The 25822-nt window shown below is 60.6% G+C and carries 26 protein-coding genes; 17 read left to right on the forward strand and 9 right to left on the reverse strand.

Annotation, left to right across the window (positions count from 1 at the left end; all coding sequences use genetic code 11):
* Positions 1-7: 7 nt before the first annotated feature.
* From CXQ93_RS07515 to CXQ93_RS07540, 6 genes are all read right to left on the reverse strand, one after another.
* Complete coding sequence (locus tag CXQ93_RS07515; RefSeq protein ID WP_104110276.1) at positions 8-787, reverse strand: polyphosphate polymerase domain-containing protein; 780 nt, start codon at positions 785-787, stop codon at positions 8-10.
* Positions 788-792: 5 nt separating this feature from the next.
* On the reverse strand, positions 793-1434 hold the full coding sequence (locus CXQ93_RS07520) for a DUF4956 domain-containing protein (protein ID WP_104109851.1): 642 nt from the start codon (positions 1432-1434) through the stop codon (positions 793-795).
* A gap of 37 nt (positions 1435-1471) precedes the next feature.
* Positions 1472-2590 carry a bifunctional glycosyltransferase family 2/GtrA family protein gene (locus CXQ93_RS07525; protein ID WP_104109852.1) on the reverse strand — a complete coding sequence of 373 codons (1119 nt, stop codon included), beginning with the start codon at positions 2588-2590 and terminating at the stop codon, positions 1472-1474.
* Positions 2591-2597: 7 nt separating this feature from the next.
* A complete protein-coding gene (locus CXQ93_RS07530) occupies positions 2598-3623 on the reverse strand; it encodes a phosphodiester glycosidase family protein (protein WP_104109853.1) in 1026 nt (341 codons plus the stop codon).
* Positions 3624-3688: 65 nt separating this feature from the next.
* A complete protein-coding gene (locus tag CXQ93_RS07535; protein WP_256939809.1) occupies positions 3689-5149 on the reverse strand; it encodes a cell wall metabolism sensor histidine kinase WalK in 1461 nt (486 codons plus the stop codon).
* 32 nt (positions 5150-5181) lie between these two features.
* Entirely contained in the window at positions 5182-5928 is a 747-nt protein-coding gene (locus CXQ93_RS07540) for a response regulator transcription factor (RefSeq protein WP_104109854.1), read from the reverse strand.
* 389 nt (positions 5929-6317) lie between these two features.
* On the opposite strand from CXQ93_RS07540, the gene CXQ93_RS07545 reads away from it, so the two are divergent.
* The 13 genes from CXQ93_RS07545 to CXQ93_RS07605 all read left to right on the forward strand — a co-directional run bounded on the left by CXQ93_RS07545 (position 6318) and on the right by CXQ93_RS07605 (position 18707).
* On the forward strand, positions 6318-7505 hold the full coding sequence (locus tag CXQ93_RS07545; RefSeq protein ID WP_104110278.1) for a zinc-dependent metalloprotease: 1188 nt from the start codon (positions 6318-6320) through the stop codon (positions 7503-7505).
* Positions 7506-8585 carry a tRNA lysidine(34) synthetase TilS gene (gene tilS, locus CXQ93_RS07550; RefSeq protein ID WP_181036087.1) on the forward strand — a complete coding sequence of 360 codons (1080 nt, stop codon included), beginning with the start codon at positions 7506-7508 and terminating at the stop codon, positions 8583-8585. It begins immediately after the preceding gene.
* A 64-nt stretch (positions 8586-8649) separates the two neighbouring features.
* A complete protein-coding gene (gene hpt / locus CXQ93_RS07555) occupies positions 8650-9201 on the forward strand; it encodes a hypoxanthine phosphoribosyltransferase (protein WP_062286298.1) in 552 nt (183 codons plus the stop codon).
* Between the two features lie 240 nt (positions 9202-9441).
* Positions 9442-11517, forward strand: coding sequence for an ATP-dependent zinc metalloprotease FtsH (gene ftsH, locus CXQ93_RS07560; RefSeq protein ID WP_104109855.1), 2076 nt, complete (start codon positions 9442-9444; stop codon positions 11515-11517).
* A gap of 19 nt (positions 11518-11536) precedes the next feature.
* Entirely contained in the window at positions 11537-12124 is a 588-nt protein-coding gene (gene folE, locus CXQ93_RS07565; RefSeq protein WP_237759957.1) for a GTP cyclohydrolase I FolE, read from the forward strand.
* Between the two features lie 9 nt (positions 12125-12133).
* Positions 12134-13087 carry a dihydropteroate synthase gene (gene folP, locus CXQ93_RS07570; RefSeq protein ID WP_104109857.1) on the forward strand — a complete coding sequence of 318 codons (954 nt, stop codon included), beginning with the start codon at positions 12134-12136 and terminating at the stop codon, positions 13085-13087.
* Positions 13084-13527, forward strand: coding sequence for a dihydroneopterin aldolase (gene folB, locus CXQ93_RS07575; protein ID WP_104109858.1), 444 nt, complete (start codon positions 13084-13086; stop codon positions 13525-13527). The genes folP and folB overlap by 4 nt, the downstream gene beginning before the upstream one ends.
* Positions 13524-14048 carry a 2-amino-4-hydroxy-6-hydroxymethyldihydropteridine diphosphokinase gene (folK, locus tag CXQ93_RS07580; RefSeq protein WP_104109859.1) on the forward strand — a complete coding sequence of 175 codons (525 nt, stop codon included), beginning with the start codon at positions 13524-13526 and terminating at the stop codon, positions 14046-14048. The genes folB and folK overlap by 4 nt, the downstream gene beginning before the upstream one ends.
* Positions 14049-14142: 94 nt before the next feature.
* Positions 14143-14661, forward strand: a complete 519-nt coding sequence (locus CXQ93_RS07585) for a DUF3180 domain-containing protein (RefSeq protein WP_256939810.1) — start codon at positions 14143-14145, stop codon at positions 14659-14661.
* Positions 14633-15175, forward strand: a complete 543-nt coding sequence (locus CXQ93_RS07590; RefSeq protein ID WP_104109861.1) for a PH domain-containing protein — start codon at positions 14633-14635, stop codon at positions 15173-15175. Before CXQ93_RS07585 ends, CXQ93_RS07590 begins: the two co-directional genes overlap by 29 nt.
* Entirely contained in the window at positions 15172-16749 is a 1578-nt protein-coding gene (locus tag CXQ93_RS07595; RefSeq protein WP_104109862.1) for a PH domain-containing protein, read from the forward strand. Before CXQ93_RS07590 ends, CXQ93_RS07595 begins: the two co-directional genes overlap by 4 nt.
* On the forward strand, positions 16739-17665 hold the full coding sequence (locus CXQ93_RS07600; RefSeq protein WP_104109863.1) for a Rossmann-like and DUF2520 domain-containing protein: 927 nt from the start codon (positions 16739-16741) through the stop codon (positions 17663-17665). The genes CXQ93_RS07595 and CXQ93_RS07600 overlap by 11 nt, the downstream gene beginning before the upstream one ends.
* 67 nt (positions 17666-17732) lie before the next feature.
* The gene (locus CXQ93_RS07605; protein WP_104110280.1) at positions 17733-18707 is read left to right on the forward strand and encodes a pantoate--beta-alanine ligase; all 975 of its coding nucleotides are present in this window, start codon (positions 17733-17735) and stop codon (positions 18705-18707) included.
* A 149-nt stretch (positions 18708-18856) separates the two neighbouring features.
* Here the strand turns inward: CXQ93_RS07605 and CXQ93_RS07610 are convergent, their stop codons facing one another.
* From CXQ93_RS07610 to CXQ93_RS07620, 3 genes are read right to left on the reverse strand one after another with little or no spacing between them, the layout of a single operon-like run.
* Positions 18857-19804, reverse strand: coding sequence for a ribokinase (locus tag CXQ93_RS07610; RefSeq protein ID WP_104109864.1), 948 nt, complete (start codon positions 19802-19804; stop codon positions 18857-18859).
* Positions 19801-21171, reverse strand: a complete 1371-nt coding sequence (locus CXQ93_RS07615) for an MFS transporter (protein ID WP_104110281.1) — start codon at positions 21169-21171, stop codon at positions 19801-19803. The genes CXQ93_RS07610 and CXQ93_RS07615 overlap by 4 nt, the downstream gene beginning before the upstream one ends.
* Before the next feature lie 59 nt (positions 21172-21230).
* Positions 21231-22205 (reverse strand): nucleoside hydrolase, encoded by a 975-nt coding sequence (locus CXQ93_RS07620; protein ID WP_104109865.1) that lies wholly within the window; start codon positions 22203-22205, stop codon positions 21231-21233.
* Between the two features lie 169 nt (positions 22206-22374).
* Here CXQ93_RS07620 and CXQ93_RS07625 point away from each other — a divergent pair, with 169 nt between their 5' ends.
* The 4 genes from CXQ93_RS07625 (at position 22375) to CXQ93_RS07635 (ending at position 25681) form a co-directional block, all read left to right on the forward strand.
* Positions 22375-23415, forward strand: coding sequence for a LacI family DNA-binding transcriptional regulator (locus tag CXQ93_RS07625; protein ID WP_104109866.1), 1041 nt, complete (start codon positions 22375-22377; stop codon positions 23413-23415).
* Positions 23416-23633: 218 nt separating this feature from the next.
* Entirely contained in the window at positions 23634-25082 is a 1449-nt protein-coding gene (gene lysS, locus CXQ93_RS07630) for a lysine--tRNA ligase (RefSeq protein WP_104109867.1), read from the forward strand.
* 14 nt (positions 25083-25096) lie between these two features.
* Positions 25097-25249, forward strand: a complete 153-nt coding sequence (locus tag CXQ93_RS20625; RefSeq protein ID WP_181036088.1) for a hypothetical protein — start codon at positions 25097-25099, stop codon at positions 25247-25249.
* Positions 25250-25345: 96 nt separating this feature from the next.
* Positions 25346-25681, forward strand: a complete 336-nt coding sequence (locus CXQ93_RS07635; protein ID WP_104109868.1) for an Lsr2 family protein — start codon at positions 25346-25348, stop codon at positions 25679-25681.
* The last annotated feature ends 141 nt before the right edge of the window (positions 25682-25822 follow it).

Genomic DNA, 25822 nt, shown 5'->3' on the forward strand with positions numbered 1-25822 from the left:
CGATTCCTTACGTGTTCGGGGGATGCGGCATGTTGTGCCGCAGCGTGCGGTGCCAGCGGTTGGCGGGCAGTTCCGGCTTGAGGGTTGCCAAGCCGGTGGCGAATTTTGAGATTCGGGAGGGGCGGATGCCGTTCATCCACAGGTATTTGTCGAGCTGTCCAGGGGCGGATCCCGATTTGGTTTCCACCACGAGTTTGTCCGTCATGACCAGAGGATGGGCTCCGGGCAGCGACCATGCGACGTCCACATCGATCGTGGCCCGGCTGTTGGAGTCCGGCAGGTACAAGGTGATCCGGCCGTAGACGGTTTCCAGGACCGGGGCCAAGTTTTCCGGTAGTGGCTGGCCGGTGCCGCCCAGTGTTTCGGCGATGTACGCGGCGCCCTCATCGGTGATGGTGGAGCGATCCGCGAGGTTGTAGGGGATGCGTTCCTTGACGGTGATGTTGCGCGACCCCTCCGTTTTGACTTCCAAGAAGCTGACGCCGCTGTCTAGATAGCTGCGGGTACGGATCTTGTAGCGCCGCCGCCGGCCATAGGCAGCCAAGTGGTAGCTCGCAAGATCAGGGGTGTCGAAGTACACCGAATCGTAGGGGAAGATGTGCCGGTCGTTGGTGTCCAGGACCTGCATCTGGGCATCGAACTGCTCGAAAATATTGGTGAACTTCTCCGTGGGGACCAGGTATTTCCGATCGATGCGTTGTTGCAACGCAGCCTTGAGGTTCAGTTCTTCAAGATCAATGGTGGGCAGCTCTCTGAGCCGCTTACTCAGGGGAGTTTGGTAGCTCACCGTCACTAGGCACCGACCTGGTCAAAACTCCGGCCCTCTGCCGATGAAAGCTGCTCTTGGAGCGGGCCTCGCGGTGCGGTGGTCAGGGTGTGTAGCTTGCGGGCGGGATCAACTGAAAAACGCACATCTACTTGGGTCTTGTCGTTGACGAGATCAAGACACTGGACAATGACGGTGTGCACGGTGCCGCCGAGGACCTCTTCGAGCCTGGCTGTGAGAACATCCGAGTCGCTGATGGCCTGGTCAAGGATGACAGTTTGCTGCCGGTAGGTGGGAAGGACCATGGCGCTGTCACCAATGAATAGGACAAGAAGAATCAGGGCCATCAGGGACAGTGAGATCCATACCGGTTCAACGCCCAGACCGGCAATGAGGCCAAGGGCCAACGCTGAGAAATAGTAGGCCACCTCATGCTGGGAGAGTTCCGTGGAACGCAGACGGATGATGGACAGGACCCCGAACAAGCCAAGGCCCAGACCGACGCCGGCTCCCGAGCTTGAGAGCGCGGTGGCAACTGCCAGCACGCCAACGTTGATAGCGAGATAGGAAACCACCAGATCCCTGCGTCGGTGGCGGCGCAGGTACATGCCAAAGGTCATCACCGTAATCGCCACAAGATCGGCTGCTATAAAAATCCAAGCGCTCATTGTTCACTCCATATTCATGTTCAAGGGGTTCTACTGTCTACATTTCCGCGCTAACCTGTGCTGAATCTGTGCTGGTGGGCAGCTGCGCTTGTGAATGCGAAGATCTTTGCCGCTTCAGTTGCGGGCCGGAGGGTACGGCGTCGCGAGTACGGAACAGAAACCGCTTTTGTACGGCGAAACTCAGGAGGAACAGCACCAGTTCGGTCAGTATTTTGGCGGGGAAGGTGGGCAGACCGGCCTCGGTAAAGCTGAGTAGCAGTCCATAGTTGGCGCCGAGCAGGAGCACCACCAAGGCAAAGTAGCGGCCGGCAGATTTGCGTAGCGGCAGAGATCTGCCCTCGGGGAATGCCATGCTGCGGTTGATAGAGAAATTGACGCCGGCACTCATGGCCCGGGCACCTGCCACGGACAGCCACAGAGATCCCGTGGCCGCCATGAGGGTGAGGAACGCTACCGTGTCAACCAGAAATCCCAAAAATGACGAGCCGGAAAACTTCAACAACGGCGCGTAAATACGCATCGAATCCCGTAGCGGACGAAAATGCGAGGAATCATTTCTATCCAGATAAATGGTGGCGATGGGCACGCTGTCCAGGCGGAACCCCCGGGCCCGGGCCTCGAGGAGAATGTTGAGCTCATACTCGTAGCGGTTCCCGCGGATGGATTGCAGCCACGGCAGCAATTGGGCCGGGTAGCCGCGCAGCCCGGTCTGGGTGTCGCGCAACCAGGTTCCTGTGGCAAGTGCGAAAAAAAGCCGGGTGGTGCTGTTGCCGAAGCTGCTGCGTAGCGGCACCTGACCACTAAAGAGCCGTTCGCCCAGCACAATGATGTCCTGCGCCCGCACCCGCTGCGCCACCTTGAGAATGTCGGCGAGGGCATGTTGGCCGTCGCCGTCGGCGCACACCACATGCTGCCCCGGGTAGTTGGCGACAATGTACCCAAATCCAGTCTTGAGAGCTTGTCCCTTGCCATGGTTATTGGAGTAGCCAATCACGGCGGCGCCTGCAGCCTGAGCCTGGGCAAAGATCGGCTCGAAGGCGGGGCCGCTGCCGTCATTGACAATCAGGATCTGCAGCTCCGCATTGGCCTGCTTCAGTTCCCGGACCAATGAGGGGAGTTGTGCATCTGGTTCAAAGGACGGGATCAAGATGATCATGGTGCGCCTACCTTGCCACGTAGAGAATGTCAGAGGTTCCGCGTTCCTGGTTTTTGCCTAGCGGATTGTTCACGAGCGAACCGTTGAAATACATGGTGGAGGAGCCGCCGCCGTCAATGTTGTAGGCCGTAGTAGCCCCCACATCGAGCATGATCTGGGCCAGCTCAGTCATGGTGACACCCGTGCTGTAGCCGGTGGATCGTCCGTCCACCACCACGAAAACCAGTTCATTGGGTCCAATGACGCCAATGGCTGTCCGTGGTTGCAACCCCTGAATGGAGTGGTTGCCGAAGTTCGTGTCAACCTCCATGGCGTCAATGCCTGCCTTGACGCCGCCGTTTTCAATTAGGGATGGGCCAAAGGAGAGTGTGTTCCAGACGCCGGCAGCAATGAGCGCGGCGGCGTCCGTAGCAGTTTCGTCGTAGACCTGGACGGTGCCGTCGCGGTAGAGGGCGAGCCCTTCGCGGGCGCCCTTGTCCCGGAAAGTGACGCCATTCCGAATTACGATGCCCGTGTCGCGGAAGCCGTAGTAGTCACCGTTCACGGCGAAAATCGCGTCCTTGCCCTCGGCAATGACAGAGGTTTTCTCAACGATGTTCGCGCCGAATTTATTCTCCGCGAAGGCCGATTTCAACTCCGTGGCATCCTTCAGCGTCAGGGTGGCCGTGAAGTAGGTCAGTGTTGAATCGCCGCTGCCATTGGTGACCTTCTCAATGGTCATTGCGGCGTTGTCGGAGGTAAACCCGTTGCTAGTGAGCAGAGGGGCTGTGCCCGTACCTGCGGAGCTGTTGGCGGCGCTCGCCGTGCTGCCGGTTTGAGCTGCCGCCTGGCTGGCCTCAAAGGCGTCGACGTCGTTGATTTCGGTGTGTTCCACCACGAACCGGTCTAAGGCCCACGCCGTGGCCCCGCCGGCAGATACCAGCAGGCCCAGGGCGCCGCCAATCACCGCGCGTCGAGTGGGGGTTTTCTTGGTGCCGCTACCGGCCGGCGCCGCAGCTAAGGGGTGGTCCGTTGGGGGAGGAGAAGTAGTCATACTACTTTTTTAGAGGGCTACTCTGTGCCCCCAACGTGGTCTTTCTTGTGCCGCAGCTGTGAGCCTTAGAGAGTGGGCATGTGGATGGGCAGTGTGATGGTGAAACGGGTTTCACCTGCAGTGCTTTCTGCCGTGATGGTTCCCTGGTTTGCGTGTGTCAGGGCTTCAACGATGGCCAGGCCCAACCCTGAGCTGTTGTCACCGTTGCCGCTGGTACGTGCCGGATCTGCCCGGCTAAAGCGTGTAAAGAGATTCCCTAGGAACTCTTGTGGAATGCCTTGGCCGTTGTCTTCAATGATCAGCTCGGCGAAGCCCTTCTGGGCAGTGAGGCTGACATTGATGCGCGTTCCGGCTGTGGTGTGTTTGCTCGCGTTGGAGAGGACGTTGATGAGTATTTGCCGCACTTCAGATTCCACGGCGAAGACCAGCACAGGTTCTTCGGGGAGTTGGAGCGAGAACGAATGATCAGGGGCGGCAACTTTGCTGTCTTGCGTGGTCTCCATGAGCAGATCCGTCAGATCTACTGAGTCGGGGTCGCCGCGCTGGCCTTCATCGAGCCGGGCCAGAAGGAGCAGGTCCTCCACGAGTGCTGACATGCGCCGGGATTCGCTATCAACGCGGCGCAGCGCCGACGTCCCTGACGGGGTCAGCTTTTCACTCAGGAGTACAAGCTCGGTGTATCCGCGGATGGATGTCAGCGGTGTGCGGAGTTCGTGGCTGGCGTCAGCGACAAATTGGCGCACCTTGATCTCGCTGGCATGACGGGCGGCAAATGAGCGGGTTAGGTGGTCCAGCATGTTGTTGAAAGCCACCCCGACGTCCCCAATCTCGGTGCCTGGTGCTGATGCCATGGGTGGGATGCGTACCTTGATGGCGGCCTCACCAGAATCCAAGGGAAGCGTAGCCACAGTGGTGGCCACGGCGGAAAGTTCATCGAGCGGGCGCAGCGACCGTCGCACAATGATGGTGCCAACGAGGCCGATCAAGGCCAAGCCTGCCAGTGAGACGCTGGCAGTGGTCCAGGCCAGCGAATTCAGAATTGAGTCCCGCTCGGAAGTTGGAAACCCCGTCACAAGCTCACCCCCGGAGGAGCTGGAAGCCGGCGTTGACAGGAGCCGGTAAGTACCGGTGGAAAGGGTCAATTCCGTGGTCTGGCCTGAAGGGACCACGCCATGGACCTTTTGCAGATCGGATGCGCTCAAGGCCACGGCGGAGCCGTCGTCCTGAACCACCGACGACGAGCTGGGAGAACCTGGAATGAAGAGTGCACGCAGCGTTCCTGGCCGCTGGCCCCGGGTGTCCAGCGGGTTGGGCTCAGTGATAGAAAGTGGGGGGACAACAATGGTCCCGGTAGCTAGTTTGGGTGGAGGCCCATTGGGACCAAAGGCACGCGAGGCAACCTCGTGGAGGTTGCGATCCAACTGGGCGGTTAGATAGTTATTCATGGCCAGATGGCCAACTATCCCCACCGTGGCGCAAATGGCGGCCAACAGCACCAGCACGGCAACCACCAACTTGGTGCGCAAGCGGTGACTCTTACGTTGGCGCCCGGCCGCCGTCACGCTATGGCCGGCTTCAGGACGTAGCCCACGCCGCGGACCGTGTGAATCATGGGTGAGCGGCCGGCGTCGATCTTCTTGCGCAGATAGGAAATATAGAGCTCAACGATGTTGGCTTGGCCACCAAAATCGTAATGCCACACCTGATCGAGGATTTGCGGCTTGCTCACCACGCGCCGAGCGTTTTCCATCAGATAGCGCAGCAGCTCCCACTGGGTGGCTGTCAGGTCGATGTCGATCCCACCGCGCGTCACCTCGCGAGTGTCAAAGTTCAGGACCAGATCGCCCACCACAATTTCGGCGTTGTCAGAGGACGCGATGCCGGAACGTTGCACCAGCCTGTGCAGGCGCAGCATGAGCTCTTCCATGCTGAAAGGTTTGGTGACGTAATCGTCGCCACCGGCGGCCAGCCCGGCAATCCGGTCATGGACGCCATCGCGTGCGGTGAGGAACAGGGCCGGGATCTTGGGTGCAAATTCCCTGATCTTCCCCAGTAATTCAATCCCGTCCATGCCGGGCATCATGACATCGAGCACCACCACGTCAGGGCGGAAGGTGCGTGCCGTGCGTAGCGCATCTGCTCCATTGCTCGCTGTGGCAACATCCCAGCTGGCCATGCGCAGACCCATGCTAATCAATTCCGTCAAACTGGCCTCGTCATCCACCACAAGCGCGCGGATGGGGCTGCCGTCAGGATGGGATAACTGCGGAAGGTCTGTGAAGGAATTCCGCGGGGTGTCGGTCATGAACTCGGCTTTCTTATCAAATTTCTTATCAGGGAGCTAAACAGTGGCGTGCTGTGATTGGGTTCCACCCTAGTTCTCAGTGACCTGAATCAGGCCCATAGTGAACTCACTACGACTTAGTCTGGCTACCCTAGTTCTCAGTGACCTGAACCAGGCCCATAGCGAACTCACCATGACTTAGTCTGGCCACCCTAGTTCTCAGTGACCTGAATCAGGCTCATAGTGAACTCACTATGACTGAGTCTGCCCGAGGTTTCCATGCGCCATCCAACTCGTTCCTGTGCCGGAGCTGTGAATCCGGGCAAACTCTTGACGGCGGCACGTTAGGAGGAAGTCGAGATGGCCTTCCCGCCAGCAGATGTACAGGCACATGTGATCTGATGGTAATCATGAGCCAGAAGAGCCGCACAACAGCCGGAACGCCAGCGCCCCCGAACATGATCAATTGGGAGCTTGCCGCCAAAACCGCAGCCAACTTAGCCCCTGCCGGACCGGATTTGAGCGGCTCGGAGATCTCTGCTGCCGTCGAGAATCTGCGCCTCATGGCGGAGAAGTCAGTGCCGCACGTCCACGAGATTAGCCGGCTCGAGGCAGCAAAAGATCTGCACGATTCCGAGGTCCTGGTAGTGGACCGGGCCTCCTGGGCCAAGGCCAACACGCAGAGCTTTGCCGTCATGATGGACCCCGTACTGCGGGCGCTCGCAGCCAAGGCTGCCACATCGTCAAAGAGCAACAGCCCGGCGCCGGGGAGTCCGGGGGCGGCAATTAGTGCCTCTGTCACGGGGGCACAATTGGGTGGCGCTTTGGCCTTTTTATCCAGCAAGGTCCTGGGCCAGTACGACCCCTTCTCCGCTCTTGGGCAGAGCGAGCCGAACACGGCGCATTCCGGTGGCCGGTTGCTGCTGGTGGCGCCAAATATCATCACCGTGGAACGCGATCTGAAGGTGGATCCAGCCGATTTTCGGCTCTGGGTGTGCCTGCACGAACAAACACACCGCGTGCAATTTGCTGCCGCGCCGTGGCTGCGACACCACATGCTTGGTGAAATTGAAAAGCTCGGTGAACTGCTGGTGGGGGACTCCGAAAACTTCGGCGAACGACTCCTGGAATCGGCCAAATCACTGGGCCGCAAAAACAATTCTCCAGCGAATTCAGGCAGCGGAGTAGCGGCCAGCGGCACCCCGGAATCCTCCCGCGGAACACTCTTGGACTTGCTCCAAGACCCCGAGCAGAAGGCGGCGCTGTCCCATTTGACGGCCGTCATGAGTTTGTTGGAGGGGCACGCCAACGTGGTCATGGACGGCGTGGACCAGCGCATCGTCCCCACAGTCCGCACCATCCGCCAGCGCTTCAACGGCCGGGGCAAGGACCGCGGGATCATTGAGAAGTTCATCCGCAATCTCATGGGCCTGGACGCCAAAATGAAGCAATACAGCGACGGCGCCAAGTTTGTTCGCGACACCGTTGCGGTGGTGGGCATGGACGGGTTCAACAACGTCTGGAATCAAGCGGAAAACTTGCCCACCGAGGCGGAAATTCACAATGCACGCCTCTGGGTTGAGCGGATGGGACTGTAAATGACACAGCAACACAGCACCCGCGGCCGCCTGGACCCCACCGTCGGCAAGGCTCGGGCAATGGTGGGTGCACTGCTCGGCATTAAAACCACTGGCAAGAACCTCCCTGTTGCGAACCCGCCGCTGATCTTGGTTGGCTGCAGCGGCGGCCCCGATTCCCTGGCCTTAGCCGCCGTCTGCGCGTTTTTTGCTTCGCGCGGCGAGGTGCGAGTGGGTGCCGTAGTGGTTGACCACCAGATGCAAGAGGGCAGCGCCGCGGTGGCTCAGGCCACCGCGGCGCAGCTGCAGGACCTTGGCTTGGAGCCCGTGGTGGTCCGGACAGTTGATCTGGAGCACGACGGCGCCGGCCCGGAAGCCGCAGCTCGCGCAGCCCGCTTTGGGGCCCTGGAAGAGACGGCACAGCAGCTGGGTGCGCAGACTGTCCTGTTGGGACACACCATGGATGATCAGGCTGAATCCGTGCTGCTGGGGCTGGCCCGCGGTTCGGGGACCCGCTCACTGGCCGGGATGCGGGAACGCCGCGGCAAGTATTTGCGGCCCTTCTTGGGGCTGCGCCGCAGTGAGACATTAGCCATATGCGACGCTTTGGCTCTGACCCCGTGGCACGACCCCGCCAATCAAGATCCGGCCTATCTGCGCGTTCGCGTACGCAACACGGTGATTCCGTTCCTGAGTGCCGAGCTGGGCCCGGGCATGGCGGAGTCGCTGGCCCGTTCTGCCACCATCTTGGGCCATGATGCCGACTATCTGGACCAACTAGCCGGTGCCGAGTTTGAGAAGCTGGCGCAACGCGGTGAAGACGGGGATCAACAGGCCCAGATCACCCTGCCCGAGAAGGAACTGAGGGGACTGGCTCCGGCCCTGAGGATGAGAGTGTTGGCGCTGGCCGTCGTCGAACTTGGGGGAGTGCAGCCAAGCCTGGAACGGCTAGGTTCGGCGGAAAATTTGCTGGCCCGGAAAGGGTCCGCTGGCCCGGTTCAACTAGCCGGAAAAGTCAGTGCTTGGCGGATTTCTCGAAACCAGAGTGTTCCCCACGAAGGCCGCAGCTATGGGAAGCTTGTTCTTAAGCGCAGCACGTAGGCGCAAACTGCACCACATAAAAGCATAAAAACCAGTACAAATCCTTCACAAACAGGAGCCATGGGTGGATTCACAAGACGTCCAAGCCGATCTTAAGCACGTTCTTTACACCAAGGAAGAAATCCAAACACGCGTTGCCGAGCTGGCGGCGCAGATTGATGCAGACTACCAGGGCCGCGACGTGCTGCTGGTCGGTGTCCTCAAGGGCGCTGTGATGGTCATGGCTGATCTGTCCCGCGCCCTGCACAGCCACGTCACCATGGACTGGATGGCAGTGTCCTCCTACGGTTCCGGTACCCAGTCTTCCGGCGTTGTCCGGATCCTGAAGGACCTCGAAACCGACCTCATGGGCAAGCATGTGCTGATCGTTGAAGACATCATTGACTCCGGCCTGACCCTGTCATGGTTGCGCGCCAACCTGATGTCCCGCGGCCCGGCCTCGGTTGAGATCTGCACGCTGTTGCGCAAGCCTGACGCCGCCAAGGTAGAAATCGATGTCAAGTACGTGGGCTACGAGATCCCCAACGAATTTGTTGTTGGATACGGCCTGGACTTCGCCGAGAAGTACCGCAACTTGGACTTCATCGGGACGCTGGCACCGCACATTTACGAATAAGTTCGCGTTCGGGCACTAACAATGCCGCCGTTTTGCGCAAATCGCCTGACGTTCAGTCATGGCAGAATGCGCAGACGGCGGCATTTGTCGTAAATTTCGTTATGCCCTCAGGGAACTAAAGGGCATTCCCGTGCGTGTAGCAATGCGAACGGTGTAAAGCTATTACTTGGGAACGTTTCGGACGCGTCCAGTACGGTATGAATTGGTTGAGCGGGAGGGACGAGGCCTAGCCTCGAACACATGAAAGTCAAAAAACTCTTCAAGGGTCCATTTATCTGGATTGTTGTGGTTGTGGTGCTCATTGGAGCCGGTCTGTTTACACTGACAGGCACAAGCCAGAGCCGCATTGGAACCTCAGACGGTCTTGACCTGCTCAAAAATGACAAGGTCGCCTCGGCCAAGGTCTTTGGTGCCGAAGGCCGTGTGGACATGGTCCTCAAGGACAACTTCGTCAATACCGACGGCAAGGACCAGGGCAAGAACGTGCAGTTCTTCTTTGGTGGCTACCGCGCAACCACCATGGCCGCGCTCATTGACGACGCCAAAATGGCGAAGTTCGACGACCAGCCGGCCTCCAATAACTTCTGGTCCAGCATCTTCTCCCTCCTGATCCCGTTCGTCCTGATCGGTCTGATCTTCTGGTTCCTGTTCTCCCGCATGCAAGGTGGCGGCTCCAAGGTCATGCAGTTCGGCAAGTCCAAGGCCAAACTGCTCACCAAGGACCACCCTCAGGTCACCTTCAACGATGTTGCCGGCGCGGATGAAGCCGTTGAGGAGCTGCACGAAATCAAGGATTTCCTGCAGAACCCCGACAAGTTCACCGCCGTGGGCGCCAAGATTCCTAAGGGCGTGTTGCTCTACGGCCCTCCCGGCACCGGTAAGACTCTGCTGGCCCGTGCTGTGGCTGGCGAGGCAGGCGTGCCGTTCTACTCCATCTCCGGTTCTGACTTTGTGGAGATGTTCGTCGGTGTGGGTGCCTCCCGTGTCCGCGACCTCTTCGAGCAGGCCAAGGCTAATTCACCTGCCATCATTTTTGTTGACGAGATCGACGCCGTTGGCCGTCACCGTGGTGCCGGCATTGGCGGCGGTAACGACGAGCGCGAACAGACCCTCAACCAGCTGCTCGTGGAGATGGATGGTTTTGACGTCAAGACCAACGTCATCTTGATTGCGGCCACCAACCGTCCCGACGTTTTGGACCCGGCACTGCTGCGTCCGGGCCGCTTTGACCGCCAGATCCCCGTGGAGGCTCCCGACCGTTTGGGCCGTGAGCAGATCCTGCGGGTCCACTCCAAGGGCAAGCCCATGGCACCCGGCGTTGACTTGAATGCTGTTGCCAAGAAGACGCCAGGTTACACCGGTGCTGATTTGGCCAACGTGCTCAACGAGGCCGCACTGCTCACGGCCCGCTCCAACGCCCAGCTCATTGATGACCGCGCACTGGATGAGTCCATTGACCGCGTCATGGCCGGACCGCAGAAGCGCACCCGCGTCATGAAGGAACTGGAACGTAAGATCACCGCGTACCACGAAGGTGGACACGCTCTAGTTGCCGCAGCCATGCACAACACGGCGCCGGTCACCAAGATCACCATCCTGCCCCGAGGCCGCGCCCTGGGTTACACCATGGTGGTTCCCGAGGACGACAAGTACTCGATCACCCGCAACGAATTGCTGGACCAGATGGCCTACGCCATGGGTGGCCGTGTTGCCGAGGAAATCGTGTTCCACGATCCCTCAACTGGTGCCTCCAATGACATTGAAAAGGCCACCGGCACCGCCCGTGCCATGGTCACTCAGTACGGTATGAGCGAGCGCATTGGCGCCGTGAAGCTGGGTGCTGGCAGCAGTGAGCCGTTCCTGGGTGGCGGCGGTGGGCAGGGTAAGGATTACTCCGAAGCTGTGGCCTCCATGGTGGATGAGGAAGTTCGCAAGCTCATCGATCAGGCTCACGATGACGCCTACGAGGCCTTGATCGCCAACCGCGACATCCTGGACCGTCTGGCCCTGGAACTGTTGGAGCGCGAGACCCTGAACCAGGCCGAAATTGCAGAGATCTTCATCGGTCTGCGCAAGCCTGCCCAGCGCAAGGTGTGGCTGTCCAAGGACTCTCGCCCCGTCTCCGCGCTGCCCCCTGTCATTACCGACAAGGAGCGCCGCGAGGCTCTTGAAGCCGGAGCGCCAACGCCCGAGTCCGTCACTCCTGAGGACCAAATTGCCAACGCGCACCTGACCGGTCAACTGGACGCTCCCGGTAACCAGCCGGGCATCGATTTGGGTAAGGGCGAGGCCCCGAAACTGCCTGGCCAGCCCTAACACCGGTAGGATCACATCCGTGACTGAATACGACGACGAACAAAAGGTAGACCTGCCGCGCATTGAAGCGGCCGTCCGGGAGATCCTCCTCGCAATAGGAGAGGATCCGGAACGCAGCGGCCTGCTGGACACGCCTAAGCGTGTGGCCAAGGCCTACGGTGAAGTTTTTGCCGGCCTACATCAGGACCCCGCGGATGTTCTGGGTACCACCTTCGACATTGCCCACGAAGAGATGGTGCTGGTCAAGGACATTCCGTTCTACTCGACCTGCGAACACCATCTGGTGCCGTTCCACGGCAGCGCCCACGTAGGCTACATCCCGTCGTCGGACGGAAGGGTGACGGGGCTGAGCAAGCTGGCGCGCCTGGTGGATATTTTCGCCAAGCGTCCGCAGGTGCAAGAACGCCTCACCACCCAGATTGCTGATGCTTTGATTGAACATCTCAAACCCCGCGGCGCCATCGTCGTCGTGGAGTGTGAACACATGTGCATGTCCATGCGTGGCGTGCGTAAACCAGGGGCCAAGACAGTCACCAGCGCTGTCCGCGGTCTGCTTCACGAACCCGCAACCCGGGCTGAAGCCATGAGCCTGATTCTCGGAAGGTAACTAAACACCATGGATTCCCTCGCAGCCGCGCCCGGAACGGGCCCGGCCACTTCTCCCTTGCCCGTTCTGCGAGCCCGCAAGTCGATTGCCACTTTTGCCAAACTGCCCAAAGACCGCACGGTGGTCATGGGGATCTTGAACTGCACCCCGGATTCCTTCAGTGACGGTGGCGAGTACGATTCCACCGAGACTGCCATTGCCCACGGCCTGCGCATGTTCTACGGCGGCGCCGACATCATCGACGTCGGCGGTGAATCCACCCGCCCGGGTGCCGCTTATGTTGACGAAGCCGAAGAGCAGGCCCGCATTCTGCCAGTCATTTCCACTCTGGCCAAGGCCGGAGCGCTGGTTAGCGTTGATACCCGCCACGCCTCCACAGCCGCGCTGGCATTGGATGCCGGGGCCGGGCTGATCAACGATGTTTCCGGTGCCAATGTGCACCCGGATATGATCGCCTTGATAGCTGAACGCCAAGCCCCGTACGTGCTGATGCACAGTCGTGGCGATTCACGCTCCATGGACTCACTGACCGAGTACACGGACGTGGTTGATGAAGTAGTTGCCGAACTGGCAGCGGTTCGCGAGAAGTTCTACGCAGCGGGCGTCTTGGAAGAAAACCTGATCCTGGATCCGGGAATTGGCTTCTCCAAGAACGCCGAACAGAACTGGGAACTGCTGGCAAACCTGGACCGGGTGGCCGCAATGGGCAACAAGATCCTGGTGGGCACCTCACGTAAGCGCTTCCTCGGCTCCCTGCTGACCAGCGCCGGTAAGGCTGCTGCCCCCAAGGAACGCGACGACGCCACCTCCGCCACCACTGCCATTGCCGCTGCTCAGGGTATTTGGGGTGTTCGCGTGCACGACGTCGATGCCAGCCTTGACGCTGCAAAGGTCGCCGCACGCCTTGTGCAAGGCAAGAAGAACCGTGAAGAGCGTCTTGCCGAGCGCCAGGCTGCCCAGTGACGCAGCTTGACACCATCCGCCTGACCAGAGTTACAGCCATTGGGTATCACGGTGTTTTTGACCATGAGAAGCGCGATGGTCAGCCGTTTATCACCGACGTCGTGCTGCACCTGGATGTAGGCGCAGCAGCCGTGACTGATGATCTGAGCAAGACAGCGGACTACGGTGCGGTGGCCGAAGCAATCGTGGCCATGGTGACGGGACCGTCCTTCGATCTGATTGAGACGCTCAGTGTTCGCCTGGCCGAGAAGATCTTGGCGGATTTCCCTGTGGTGCAGGCCGTCGAAGTCACCATCCATAAGCCAAAGGCGCCCATCCAAGTTCCCTTTGGCGATGTGAGCATCACGGTGTACCGAGAGCGCGAATCCGCAGATGTCTGCGCAGCCGAGCCGGCAAGCGCCGGATCAGCCGTAACCTCCGCCGCCGCAGGTACGTCATGACTGTCCCCAGCGCACTAACTCGGGCCATTCTGGCACTGGGCAGTAACTTGGGTGAACGGGAAGGCACACTGGCCAGCGCCGTCGCCGATCTCGTTGACCGCCCGGAGGTACGCCTCCAAAACGTTTCCCCCGTGGTGACCACCAAGGCTGTTGGCGGGCCGGAGGGTCAGCCGGATTTCTTGAACATGGTCATTGCCGTGGACACCACGTTGAGCCCCCGTGAACTGTTGGCCCATTGCCAAGCGGTCGAATTGGCTCACCATCGCACGCGCGAGGTGCGCTGGGGTGCCCGTACTTTGGACGTCGACATCGTCAGCTATGGGGATGAGCGCAGCGACGATCCAGTCTTGACGCTGCCGCACCCGCGTGCCGCAGTGCGTGCCTTTGTGCTGTACCCGTGGTCGTTGATGGATCCCAACGCTACCCTGGCAGGGGAATCTGTGGCGGCCTTGGCTGCGCAGGCCCCGGACATGGCAGGTATTGTCCACGTCCTGGACGTGCCGCCAGCAGTAGTTCCGTAGCAGGATCTTCGGAACTTGTGTGCCCACAATTCCAAACGGCTAGAAAACCAGTACGGTTGAATGAGTAGTCCTCCAAGGAAGCGATGAGGCAACAATGAGAAGCACAATGCGGACCATCAGGCCCGCGTGGTTAGCAGCCGTGGGCATTGTCCTTGCGGCCGTCGGATGGGTGGCCACCTTGCTCACCTCCCGGGCCAGTTTGGCCCTGCCGGTGCTGCCGCTGAGCTCCCTCATCACCATGGCCTTGATAGCTGTGGTGTGTCTGGTTCTGGGTCTGCGGGTGCGGCGCTGGCGCGATGGCAACCGTGACAAGGCCTTTGATCCGCTCCTAGCTGCCCGCACGGTGGTTCTGGCCCAAGCCTGCGCCTATGCCGGTGCAGTGCTTTTCGGTTGGCATGCCGGAATTCTCATTAACCAGATTCCCACGGTGTCCATGCGCAGCGATCTTTCCATCTTCTGGGTCATGGTTGCGCATATGGCCGGCGGCTTGGTGATGGTGGCCATTGGTGTCATTGTTGAACGTTTTTGCAAGGTACCGCCGGAGGACAACGATCCCGGCACATCCAACAGCCGGCCCAAGCGTGATGGGCGCGGGGAGGAAGAATTTGCCTAAGTCACACAGCAGCCTCATTGATCCTGTCGGAGTGAATTTTCTGCCCGTCTCGAAGAAACTCATCACCGCCCGGTTCATCTCTGCCGGAATTGGTGCGTTCATCTTCTTGGCCATCACCATGGTGCCCTTGATCCTGCATTTAATCGGGGTGTGGGCCGGCTACCCGGCCTGGCTGGCATGGGCTGCCCCGGCCGTTGTGGTGGTGATTGTCGGGTGGGAGATGCTTCTGATTCCACGGCAGGTGCGCGCCATTGGCTACGCCGAACGGGACGAAGACTTGCTGATCCGTGGTGGCATTCTGTTCCACAGGGTCATGGTGGTGCCCTACGGCCGCATGCAATACGTGGACGTCACCATGGGCCCGATTGAGCGGATGCTGGGCCTGAGTACCATCCACCTGCACACAGCTTCCCCGGGGACCAACGCGCTGCTCAATGGCCTCCCCGCAGCGGAGGCAGCCCGCCTGCGTGAACAGCTCACCGCCCGCGGTGAGGCAAAATTGGCCGGCTTGTGAGCGAGCGATTACCGCAGGATCCCGGAGCGCAGCAGGCAGCAAGTGCGGCTGAGGCTGCCCTACCGGAGCACGCTGAGACTGCCCCGGCTCCCGCTGCACCTTCCGTTCCGGCGCCCGCTGCGCCGGAGGGTTTCACCACAGATAGCGCCGATACCTGGCACCGCGTCCACCCGGTATCACCCTTGGTTCGGGGCTGGATCGCCGTGGCCGCCGTCATCTTCATCTTTGGCAGAAACTCCCTAGACTCGCTCTTCTCTGGTGGCTGGCAGGACGGCGAAGCCGTGACCGGCGGGACACCGGTGCTGTTCATTCTGATCGTGGTGGGCTCCGCCGTCGTCATTTTCGGTGTGGCATTTTTCTTGTCCTGGCGTTTTACGCGCTATCAGGTCACCGATGAGAATGTGCACATCAACTCGGGTATCATTTTCCGCCAGCAGCGCCGTGCCCGCATTGACCGGGTGCAGGCCATTGACGTGATCCAGCCGCTCCTGGCTCGCGCCTTCGGGCTCGCCGAGCTGAAGTTTGACGTGGCAGACGGTGGGAAATCGGCCATCAAGCTCTCCTTCCTCAAGCTCGCGGAGGCCAAGCGGCTGCGTGCGGCGATTCTGGCGCGTGCCGCAGGCGTAACCATGGATCCGGATCAGCCCATGAACGTGCAAGAGGCGCCGGAAACTCAGCTGCTGGCTCTGCCACCTCGGCGAATCATTGGTGCCGCATTTTTTAGCAGCACCACAGTAGTGGCTGTGGTTTTCATTGCAGGAGCAGTTGTGGCCGTGACGCGAACTGGCGAGTTCGCCATTTTCCTCGGCTTTTTTCCGCTGTTCATCGGTGTCTTTGCTTCCTACTGGAAGACGATCACGAACGATCTGAACTTCCGCGTCGCCTCATCGCCCGACGGCGTCCGGCTGCATTACGGTCTGTTGGAAACCCGGTCTCAGACCATTCCACCGGGTCGCGTCCAAGCTGTGAGTATTTCGCAGGGGCCAGTGTGGCGGCCCTTCGGCTGGTATCGCGTGCAGGTCAACGTGGCTGGCTATGGCGATGACAGCTCGGGCAGTTCCCGCAGTGTTGTCCTGCCCGTGGGCACGGAGGCTGAAGTGATGGCCGTTTTGGGCCTGGTGTTCCCGGACCCAGGGGTGGAACGGCCCTTTGACGTGTTCGCGGCCGGCCTGCGCGGGGTGGGTGCCGATGAAGGATTTGTCCACTCGCCACGGGCGGCGCGTTGGGTTGACCCCATCTCCTGGCGTCACAACGCCTTCCGGGCAACGGCAACAGCGCTGCTGTGCCGCCGCGGCCGGTTCTTCCGCAGTTTGCAGGTGGTGCCGCACGAACGCACCCAATCGTTGGGATTGCGTCAGGGACCGCTCATGGCCCGCTTGGGTCTTGTGAACTTTGAACTGCATTCCACCGTGGGCCCAATCCGTCCAGGGGTGCATCATCTATCAACGGCCAACGGGCTAGAACTCTTCGATGAGCAATCAGCCCGCGCCGCAACGGCACGCCGCATCCAGCGCAGCGAAAAATGGCTGCAAGCGAAACAAACACTTCCGGAGGAACCACATCATGGCGATTAAGCCGGGCCGCCTTGGCATTGGAATCATTGGGGCGGGCAAGGTTGGTGCCGTCCTGGGTGCTGCGTTGCGCGGGGCTGGGCATGCCGTGGTGGGCGTTTCTGCGGTGTCCGAGGCCTCCCTGGACAGGGCAGAACTGTTGCTGCCAGGTGTTCCGATCCTTGACGTGGCGGACATTGTGGAGCGTTCGGAACTGGTCCTGTTGGCCGTCCCCGATGATGCCCTGGCCGATCTCGTGAGCGGCCTTGGTGCTATGGGTGCTTGGCAGGCCGGTCAGCTGGTGGCGCACACCTCGGGACGATTCGGCACGGGGGTTCTAGCCCCGGTCAAGGCAGCTGGCGGCATTCCTTTGGCACTGCATCCGGCCATGACGTTCACCGGTATGAGTCTGGACCTGGCCCGCTTGTCCGACTGCTGCTTTGGCGTCACGGCGGATCCGGCCATGTTGCCCATCGCCCAGGCGTTGGTGGTTGAAATGGGTGCTGAGCCGGTGGTCATTGCCGAGGCCGACCGTGTTCTGTACCACGCCTCACTGGCGCATTCGGCGAACCATATGGTCACCCTGGTGGCTCAGGCAGCGCAGATTCTGACTGACATTGGCGTGGAATCCACCAGCCAGATGCTGGGGCCGCTGTTGCGTGCTGCCCTGGACAATGCGCTGATGTCGGGGGAGTCTGCCCTGACTGGTCCGGTGGCGCGCGGTGATGCCGGCACTGTGGCAGCTCATGCCGCCGCCCTGCGAGAGTACACACTGGACACCTCCTCCTCGGATGTGCTGGACGCCTACTTGGCCATGTCTGCCAGCACCGCAGCTCGGGCTGCCAAGCGGCGGATGCTTTCCGCGGAGGCGTATCTTGGTATTCAAGCGGCTTTGCTCAACGACGACGGCGATCCCAGCCCTGGCGCTCCCGTCACGTAGACGGGCTTGGCGCGCAGAACAAATTTCGCACAGAATACATTTTTTAGCAGTGAAGAGAGTGAAGAACATGAGCACCCTACTGGTGACGACGATTGCCGAACTACGGGAAAAGTCAGGGGCCCTGTTACGCCTGCGAGCAGCGCAGCATGGCCAGGACAGTCAGGATGCAGGCCGCCAGCCCGGCACCCTGGGCTTGGTGCCCACCATGGGCGCCTTGCACCACGGCCATGCAACCTTGGCACGCACTGCTGTAGCGGAAAACTCGGTGGTGGTGGCCAGCGTGTTCGTCAACCCGCTGCAGTTCGGTGACGCCTCGGATCTGGCACGCTACCCCCGCACCACGGATGAGGATCTGGCCTTGCTCAGCGAGGCTGGGGTGGACTTCATGTTTGCCCCGAGGGTTCAGGAGATGTACCCGGACGGTGAACCCATGGTGCGGGTCACGGCGGGAGCGATGGGCAACTTGTATGAGGGTGCCTCGCGCCCAGGGCACTTTGACGGTGCCCTCACCGTGGTGGCGAAGTTGCTGCACACAGCCATGCCCGACGGCGGGCTGGCGTACCAGGCTGCTGCCTCCGAAGATTTGCTCGGGGATGTTGTTTTTCGCCCTGCCTACCGGGCCTATTTCGGCCAGAAGGACGCTCAACAGCTGACTTTGGTCCGCAAGATGGTGGCTGACCTGAACTTCCCGGTAGACATTGTGGCTGTCCCCACGGTCCGCGACGAGGACGGGTTGGCTCTCTCCAGCAGGAACCGTTTCCTGTCAGCGCAAGAGCGGGAATCAGCACTGGTTCTCTCGCGTGCCCTGCGACTCCTGAAAAGCCGGGCCGACGCCCACGAACCACTCGACATTGCCTCGGCTCAGGCACTCGTGGACAGTGCCCCGGGAGTGGAACTGGACTACCTGGAAGTGGTTGATCCGCTGACGCTCCAGGTTCGTGCGGAAAATTGTCAAGACACCCCGTTCACAGGGGAAGCGCTGGTCCTGGTGGCCGCCAAGGTGGGTCCGGTGCGGCTCATCGACAACATCCCGCTGGGCTGAGCCACGCCTGCTATCAACAGGTAGCGTGCCCGTGCTCTCCCACAGATGACGTTGAAGCTGCGCTTGGTCAAGCCAGAACCGTGCGCTGCTCCAAGAGCTGCGCACGGTTCTGGCCTAACGGGGTGCAGGAGCAAAGCTGCTCCGCTACCTCAGCTGGATTGCGCGGCGGAAAGCAGCGCCGTCACATCCTCCAAAAGCGGGTAAGCAGCCTGCGTGCCGCGCTTAGTGGTGGCCAGTGCGGCTGCCACAGACGCCTGCCGAGCAGCGTCCACGAGCGAATCGCCCGCAGCCAAGCGGGCCGCCACGGCCCCTGTGAAGGCGTCGCCGGCGCCTGTGGTGTCCACGGCGTGGACCTTTGTTGGGGCAATCAGTACGGCTGGGTGGGCCATGTTGGTGGAATCCAGCACCACTGAACCGTCGGCACCGAGCGTCACCAGCACCTTGCTCAGGCCGCGCGCAGCGAAACGTGCAATGGCGCCGTGCCAAGCGTCCGCCGGTGCACCGGAGACCGGCATGGCAAAACCGTCAAGGAATGCCGAGGCCTCGTGGGCGTTGACCAGCAACACATCCACCAGCTGCGCCAACTCCTCGGCGATGGGAGCGTAAGGGGAGAGGTTCAACAAGACTGTAGCTCCGGCGTCGTGCCCTGTTTGTGCAGCGGCCAGCACAGTCTCCGGGGCTACCTCCAAACACAGGCAGAGAACAGCGGCGCCGGCAAACACTGCCGGATCCATGTGGGTGGGCAGGAGCGTGGCGTTGGCACCAGCTGAAATGATGATGGTGTTCTCGCCCTGGGCATCGACAGAAATGACGGCGACGCCGGTGGGCTCGGTGACGCGCCGGACGTGTTCGGTATTGACACCCGAACTGGCAGCGGAAGCCAGCAGCATCTCGCCGTTGGCATCCTCGCCCACCGCGCCGAGGAGGGTAACCTGACCGCCCAGCCGGGCCGCCGCAACAGCCTGGTTGGCGCTCTTGCCGCCCGGATTGACCGAAAAACCATTGCCGTGCAGCGTTTCGCCGGGGTTGGGCAACCTGTCGGAGTAGATGGTCAGATCGGCATTGAGGGAGCCGGCAACAACAATTTTGGCACTCATGGCGCAACCTCCGCGTCAATAGGTTTGGGCACCAACAGCGAGGCCGCAAGAGCTGCGCCGGTGAGAGCCAAAGCCACGATTACAACAGTCAAGTAGGAGCCGTGGCCGCCCAGCGGGGCCGTGGCCACCAGAATGGCCGGCAGGACCAAGAAGCTGAGTCCGGCACCGAGGTTGAAGGCGCCGGCGTTCATGCCCGGCAGGAATCCAGGATTTCCAGCCGGAGACAGGACCACACCAAGGCCGTTGAGCATGATGTTCACAGTACCGGCGTACATGATGCCCAACAACACGGTGCCGGCGATCATCCAGCCCAGGCTGTGGAGCCCCAGGAAGCCGATGACGGCCAGTGCCGCCATACTGCCCAGCAGCCCCACCCGCAACATCATGGTGTAGCCAATGACAGGCGCCAGCCGACCTGTGAAGGGGCCAAAGAGCCAGCCCAGCAGCGCGTAGGGCGTCAGGATCAGCAAGCTCATCTGCGTGGCGCCAATACCAAAACCGGGGTCAGTGGCCTGCACAAACGCGGGAACTATGCCGTTGATGACGGCGAAAATGCCTGTCATGGTCAAGGTGGTGGTCAGTAACGGAGCCCAGGTGGAGCGCTGGCGCAGGTGCACAATCTCAACCATGGGATGTGAGGAGACTTTTTCCACGCGCCAGAAAGCCATGAAAGCGAGCACGGCCACCAGAGCCAAAGCCAAGGAGGAAACAAGCGGAACAGTGGTGATGCCGCCCACCAACTTGGTGGCTTCATTGAGGGCAGTGAGCAGGGCGCCCACGGCAATGACAATAAAGAACACACCCAGCCAGTCCATCTTGGTGCCCTCGCCGGGCTTGGATTCCCCGGCGAGGAACACGATCAGCACAGTGGCGATTGCGGCAATGACCACCATGAGCCAGAAGATGCTGCGGAAGCCAAAGTGCTCGGCAAAGTAGCCGCCCACAAAGGAGTCAATGCCGGCAATGCCTCCGTTGACGGCGGTGACCAGGCCCATGAGGGCGCCGTACTTCTTGGGATCCTTCACAGCGGAGTGAAGCATGATCAGGCAGAGCGGAACCGTGGGGCCGCTGACTCCCTGGATGATGCGTCCCACAAAGAGCCAGGTGATGTCAGGTGCCATGGCGGAAATGATGGAGCCGAGGCCCATCATGACCATCATGCCGATGAGCACCTTCTTGCGGCCAATGATGTCGCTCAGGCGCGGCAGGAACAGGGAGAAGACAGCGGCAGCGGTGAAGAACCAGGTCTGCGACAGGCCAATGGAGGCCTGACTGGCGTTGAGTTCCTCGCCCATCGTGACAAGCGCGGGGCTGAGCATGGAGGCGTTGAGCTGGAAGGCCACGCAGGCCGTCAGTAGCGCCACCATCAAGGCGGTGATGTTGCCGGGTTTGCGCAGCAGCCCGGACTGCGAGGTTGCGGAGGTGCTCACGCGTCGACCTCACCAATGCGAACGAGTGCGTCGGTGACCATGTTCCAGAACTTCGCATGATCCAGCGTCACGGCTACGGAGGTCTTGCAGTCGGCGGGGGCGGGGGCGCGGAAATCGGCCACGGTCATGCCAAGGGTCAGCGTCCCGGTGAGCTCAATGTCTACCGGAACCTTCTGGGTGGTCATGACGGTGGGGTCAATGACATAGGCGACTGCGCACGGGTCATGAACCGGCGGGAAGTCAAAGCCCTGGGCATCCTTGTACGTCTTGGCGAAGAAGTCCATGAGCTCCATGACGAACTTGGCCGGCTTGGTGCCTACGGCCTCAATGGCGGCAACAACCTCATCGGTGGCCAGCGCCTGGTGAGTCAGGTCGAGGCCCACCATGACAACGTCCCAACCTGCGTTGAACACAATGTGCGCGGCTTCGGGATCGATCTTGATATTGAATTCGGCCACGGGGCTCCAATTGCCCACGTGGTAGCCGCCGCCCATGAGCACGACTTCCTTCACGCGTTCAACAATGCGCGGTTCCTTGCGGGCGGCCATGGCGATGTTGGTCAGTCCGGCCGTGGGCACCAAGGTGATGGTGCCGGGTTCATGGGACATCACGAGCTCAATGATGAGGTCGACGGCGTGGCGGGGGTCGAGTTCGATCGTGGACTCGGGCTGTTCCGGGCCATCCATGCCGCTTTCACCATGGATGTCCGGCGCGGTGACAATCTCGCGCACCAAGGGGCGGTCGCAGCCTGCGGCAAAGGGGACGCCGGTGATGCCGGCAATGGTTCCAACGCTGAGGGCGTTGCGGGTGACCTTTTCAAGTGTCTGGTTACCCACCACTGTGGTCACGGCAAGCAATTCGATGTTGGGATTGCCGTGGGCCAAGAGCAAGGCCACCGCATCGTCATGCCCGGGATCGCAGTCAAGAATGATCTTGCGGGGCGCGGTGGCGGGGGCGTTGTGCTGTTCCATATTTTTTTCTTCTCCACGTCGTTGGGGCGGCTCCGGAGTTTCCCGGCGAGGCACGGTAACCAAGTGTGGCACCACACCATGTCAACGTCAAGCGCTTAACGTGATTTTCGTCAAGCGCTTGATCCGTTGTGGTTGCGGTGATCTTCCTCGGCGCCGGTACGATCGATCCATGCAGCCGCCATCATCAGCCACCGCCCGCAACAACGGCAATCGCCGCGTCACGGCCGCCACGGTGGCCGCCAGGGCAGGCGTTTCGGCGGCAACGGTATCCCTAGTGACCAATGGCAAGACCGCCGGCCGGGTATCCGAAGAGAACATTGCCAAGGTTGAGCAGGCGGTGCGGGAGCTCGGTTATGTGGTTGATGGACTGGGCAGCTCCCTGGCCAAGGGGCACAGCAATATTGTGATTTTGGTTGCTCCGGACGTGTCAAACCCGTTTTATGCCAAGGTCATTGCGGGCCTGAGGGAAGTTATCGGCCAGAAGTATGCCCTCCTGCTATCCGTGACTGATGCTGGACAAACGCCGGATCCCGAAGACGTGCGGCGGCTGCTGGCCCTGCGCCCCGCCGGACTGCTCATTGATGCGCCCAGTGCACGGTTTCTGGCAGAACTCCAAGCAACGGAACCCATGGTGTTGTTGGATACGGCCGGCATTAGCGAAGACTTGCCATCTGTGAACTTCGACGTGGCATGCGGGGCCCGTTTACTGGCCCAGCATTTAGCGGGGCAGGGGCACCGCAACGTTGCCTACCTTGATAGCTCCACCGGGACGGAAACGTTTCGGCTCCGCCGTGCAGCCTTCTGCGCGGAAGCCGGCGCCTTGGGCTGCGAGGTGGTGGCTGTGGCGCAAACAACCATCGATGTGGGAGCGGCGGCGCTGATGTTTGCCGAAGCGTGGCCACAGTGGTCAGCCGCTGGGGTGACGGCCATTGTCTGTGCCACGGATACTCAGGCATACGGTGTCCTGCAAGAAGCCCGCGTTGTAGGCCTGGCCGTGCCGCATAGCCTTGCCGTCACAGGTTTTGATGACCTGCCGTATTCACAGACGTCCAGCCCGGGGCTCACCACGGTGCACTTGCCGGCCATGGAAATGGGGCGTCTGGCAGGAAAGGCGCTACTGCAAGTAATTGGCGGAGAAGATGTGGCGGCAACGCCAGTGGTCCTTGAAGCGACTCTGGTGGTTCGCGGCTCCACAGTGGCAACGGCCTAGGGCTAGCTGTCTAGGGTCAACGGCCTAGGGTAACTCTCTGGCCTGGCAGCCACTGCTAAAGGGGGGGCGTTGCTTCCCGGCGCAGAGCCCGTGTGTGGGCGACTCGGCAGGAGGCTTAAAGGTGCCACGGAGCGTACACCCAGATTCACCAACTAAACTTGTGAATCGTGAGCCCAGAAAATACCCTTTCCCCTGAACCCAGTGACGTCTCTGAGCAAATGCTCGTCCGGTTGGACAAGCGAGCCAAATTGCTTGAACGAGGCGAGCAGGCCTACCCGGTTGGGGTGGCACGCACCCACACTCTCGAAGAAATTCGGGCCAAATACCCCGAACTGGAGGCGGATACCGCAACCGGTGAGATTGCCGGCATTACGGGCCGTGTTGTGTACGTACGCAACAAGGGAAAGCTGTGCTTTGCCACACTGCAATCCGGATCAGGTGTGCGCCTGCAGATTATGCTGTCCTTCGCCAATGTGGGCGAGGAAGCGCTGGCCAACTGGAAGTCACTGGTTGACCTAGGTGACCACGTCTTCATCAAGGGCGAGATCATCAGCTCCCGCACCGGTGAGCTGTCCATCATGGCTGCCGAATGGGCCATGGCCTCCAAAGCGTTGCGCCCGTTGCCCGTCTTGCACGCAGAACTCTCCGAGGAAATGCGCGTCCGCCAGCGTTACGTTGACTTGATTGTCCGTGACACTGCTCGCGAACAGGTCAGGAAGCGCTCCGCGATTGTTAAAGCCATCCGCGATACGCTTCACGGCGAAGAATACATTGAGCTTGAAACCCCCATTCTGCAGCTGGTCCACGGTGGTGCTGCAGCCCGCCCGTTCCGCACGCACCTGAACGCTTTTGATCAGCCCATGACATTGCGTATCGCCATTGAGCTTTTCTTGAAGCGTGCAGTGGTTGGCGGCATGGACAAGGTATTTGAAGTAGGCCGAATCTTCCGCAACGAAGGCGTCGATTCCACCCACAGCCCGGAATTCACCATGTTGGAAGCCTATGAGGCTTATGGCGACCAATTCACCATGGCAAAAACCATGCAGCGCATTATTCTTGCCGCCGCAGACGCCGTCGGGTCCCGCGTCATTGAAACCGATCACGGTCAAATTAACCTTGACGGCGAATGGCCCTGGCTGCCCGTCTACGAAGGCCTTTCCACTGCTGTTGGCAAGGAAATTACCCCGGAGACCACGGCTGATGAATTGCGTGCCATTGCGCAGGAGCGGGCCATAAAGATTGATTCGGCCTGGGATGCCGAGAAGCTGGTCACCGAACTCTTTGGCGAAATTGTGGAGCCCACGCTAATTCAGCCCACCTTTGTTTGTGATTACCCGCCGTCGGCGCAGCCTTTGGCCCGTCAGCACCGGGATAAGCCCAATCTCATCGAGGCGTGGGATTTGATTATTGGCGGCACGGAGACTGGCACAGCCTTCTCCGAGCTGGTTGACCCGGTCATCCAGCGCGAACGCCTCACCCGGCAGTCGCTGGCAGCAGCAGCCGGAGATCCTGAAGCCATGGCGCTGGATGAAGACTTCCTTCGGGCCTTGGAATACGGCGCCCCGCCCATGGGTGGCCTGGGACTTGGTGTGGACCGTTTGGTAATGCTCTTCACCGGCGTGGGAATTCGTGAAGCCATTCTCTTCCCCTTGATGAAGCCAGAGTAGGAGTAACAAAGAATATGGAATACGTTGCAGTTATCCTTCCGTCATTGGGTGTCGGTGCGCTTTTTTACTTCGCCATGAAGGCGATATTCAACGCTGACCGATTAGAGCGAGACGCGCTGGCACGGGCCGAACATGAAGCGGATATCAAGGATGAAACCGGCGCTTAGTTTAAGCGTCAATAATTAAACTTTGACGTGAATGAATTTTCACACCATAATTTGTTGAGAAGTATTCATTGAAACTATGTGAGGCGACAACTCCCCATGGCACAGAAAATTCACATCACACTTGTGGACGATATTGACCAGAGCGCAGCCGACGAGAATGTCACGTTTGGGCTGGACGGTATCAATTACGAAATTGACCTCTCCGCCGATAATGCGCAAGCATTGCGCGCAGCACTGGCAACGTACATTTCTGCCGGACGCCGCGTTGGTGGCCGGGCAGTACGTGGCCGCGGTCCCGCAGCCGCTCCTAAGGCTGGCAGTGACGTAGCCGCGATCCGCGCCTGGGCCCGTGACAATGGCTACACAGTGCACGAGCGAGGACGCATCCAGGCTGAGATCCGCGACGCTTACTACGCCGCTCAGGGTAACTAGCAGCAGAGTTTTCGCCCTAGATCAGGGCAGCGCGACGGCGGCTTCACCTCACCCGAGGTGGTGCCGCCGTCGTACTTTAAAAGGCACAATGGCCGCGCATGGATCAATTTGCTATTTCCCCTGTGGCGAACATGCCCCCAT

Source organism: Arthrobacter sp. N199823 (genome assembly GCF_002929705.1).
Taxonomy (GTDB): domain Bacteria; phylum Actinomycetota; class Actinomycetes; order Actinomycetales; family Micrococcaceae; genus Specibacter.

Coding starts and splice junctions, on each gene's coding strand:
- CXQ93_RS07540 (WP_104109854.1), bottom strand. CDS start 5,928: ATGACCGACACCCCGCGGAATTCCTTCACAGACCTTCCGCAGTTATCC.
- ftsH (WP_104109855.1), top strand. CDS start 9,442: ATGAAAGTCAAAAAACTCTTCAAGGGTCCATTTATCTGGATTGTTGTG.
- CXQ93_RS07605 (WP_104110280.1), top strand. CDS start 17,733: ATGAGCACCCTACTGGTGACGACGATTGCCGAACTACGGGAAAAGTCA.
- CXQ93_RS07545 (WP_104110278.1), top strand. CDS start 6,318: ATGAGCCAGAAGAGCCGCACAACAGCCGGAACGCCAGCGCCCCCGAAC.
- CXQ93_RS20625 (WP_181036088.1), top strand. CDS start 25,097: ATGGAATACGTTGCAGTTATCCTTCCGTCATTGGGTGTCGGTGCGCTT.
- lysS (WP_104109867.1), top strand. CDS start 23,634: ATGCTCGTCCGGTTGGACAAGCGAGCCAAATTGCTTGAACGAGGCGAG.
- CXQ93_RS07590 (WP_104109861.1), top strand. CDS start 14,633: ATGGGCGCGGGGAGGAAGAATTTGCCTAAGTCACACAGCAGCCTCATT.
- tilS (WP_181036087.1), top strand. CDS start 7,506: ATGACACAGCAACACAGCACCCGCGGCCGCCTGGACCCCACCGTCGGC.
- CXQ93_RS07610 (WP_104109864.1), bottom strand. CDS start 19,804: ATGAGTGCCAAAATTGTTGTTGCCGGCTCCCTCAATGCCGATCTGACC.
- CXQ93_RS07625 (WP_104109866.1), top strand. CDS start 22,375: ATGCAGCCGCCATCATCAGCCACCGCCCGCAACAACGGCAATCGCCGC.
- CXQ93_RS07525 (WP_104109852.1), bottom strand. CDS start 2,590: ATGATCATCTTGATCCCGTCCTTTGAACCAGATGCACAACTCCCCTCA.
- CXQ93_RS07600 (WP_104109863.1), top strand. CDS start 16,739: ATGGCGATTAAGCCGGGCCGCCTTGGCATTGGAATCATTGGGGCGGGC.
- CXQ93_RS07620 (WP_104109865.1), bottom strand. CDS start 22,205: ATGGAACAGCACAACGCCCCCGCCACCGCGCCCCGCAAGATCATTCTT.
- folK (WP_104109859.1), top strand. CDS start 13,524: ATGACTGTCCCCAGCGCACTAACTCGGGCCATTCTGGCACTGGGCAGT.
- CXQ93_RS07520 (WP_104109851.1), bottom strand. CDS start 1,434: ATGAGCGCTTGGATTTTTATAGCAGCCGATCTTGTGGCGATTACGGTG.
- CXQ93_RS07530 (WP_104109853.1), bottom strand. CDS start 3,623: ATGACTACTTCTCCTCCCCCAACGGACCACCCCTTAGCTGCGGCGCCG.
- CXQ93_RS07585 (WP_256939810.1), top strand. CDS start 14,143: ATGAGAAGCACAATGCGGACCATCAGGCCCGCGTGGTTAGCAGCCGTG.
- CXQ93_RS07635 (WP_104109868.1), top strand. CDS start 25,346: ATGGCACAGAAAATTCACATCACACTTGTGGACGATATTGACCAGAGC.
- CXQ93_RS07615 (WP_104110281.1), bottom strand. CDS start 21,171: ATGGTGGCGCTACTGACGGCCTGCGTGGCCTTCCAGCTCAACGCCTCC.
- folP (WP_104109857.1), top strand. CDS start 12,134: ATGGATTCCCTCGCAGCCGCGCCCGGAACGGGCCCGGCCACTTCTCCC.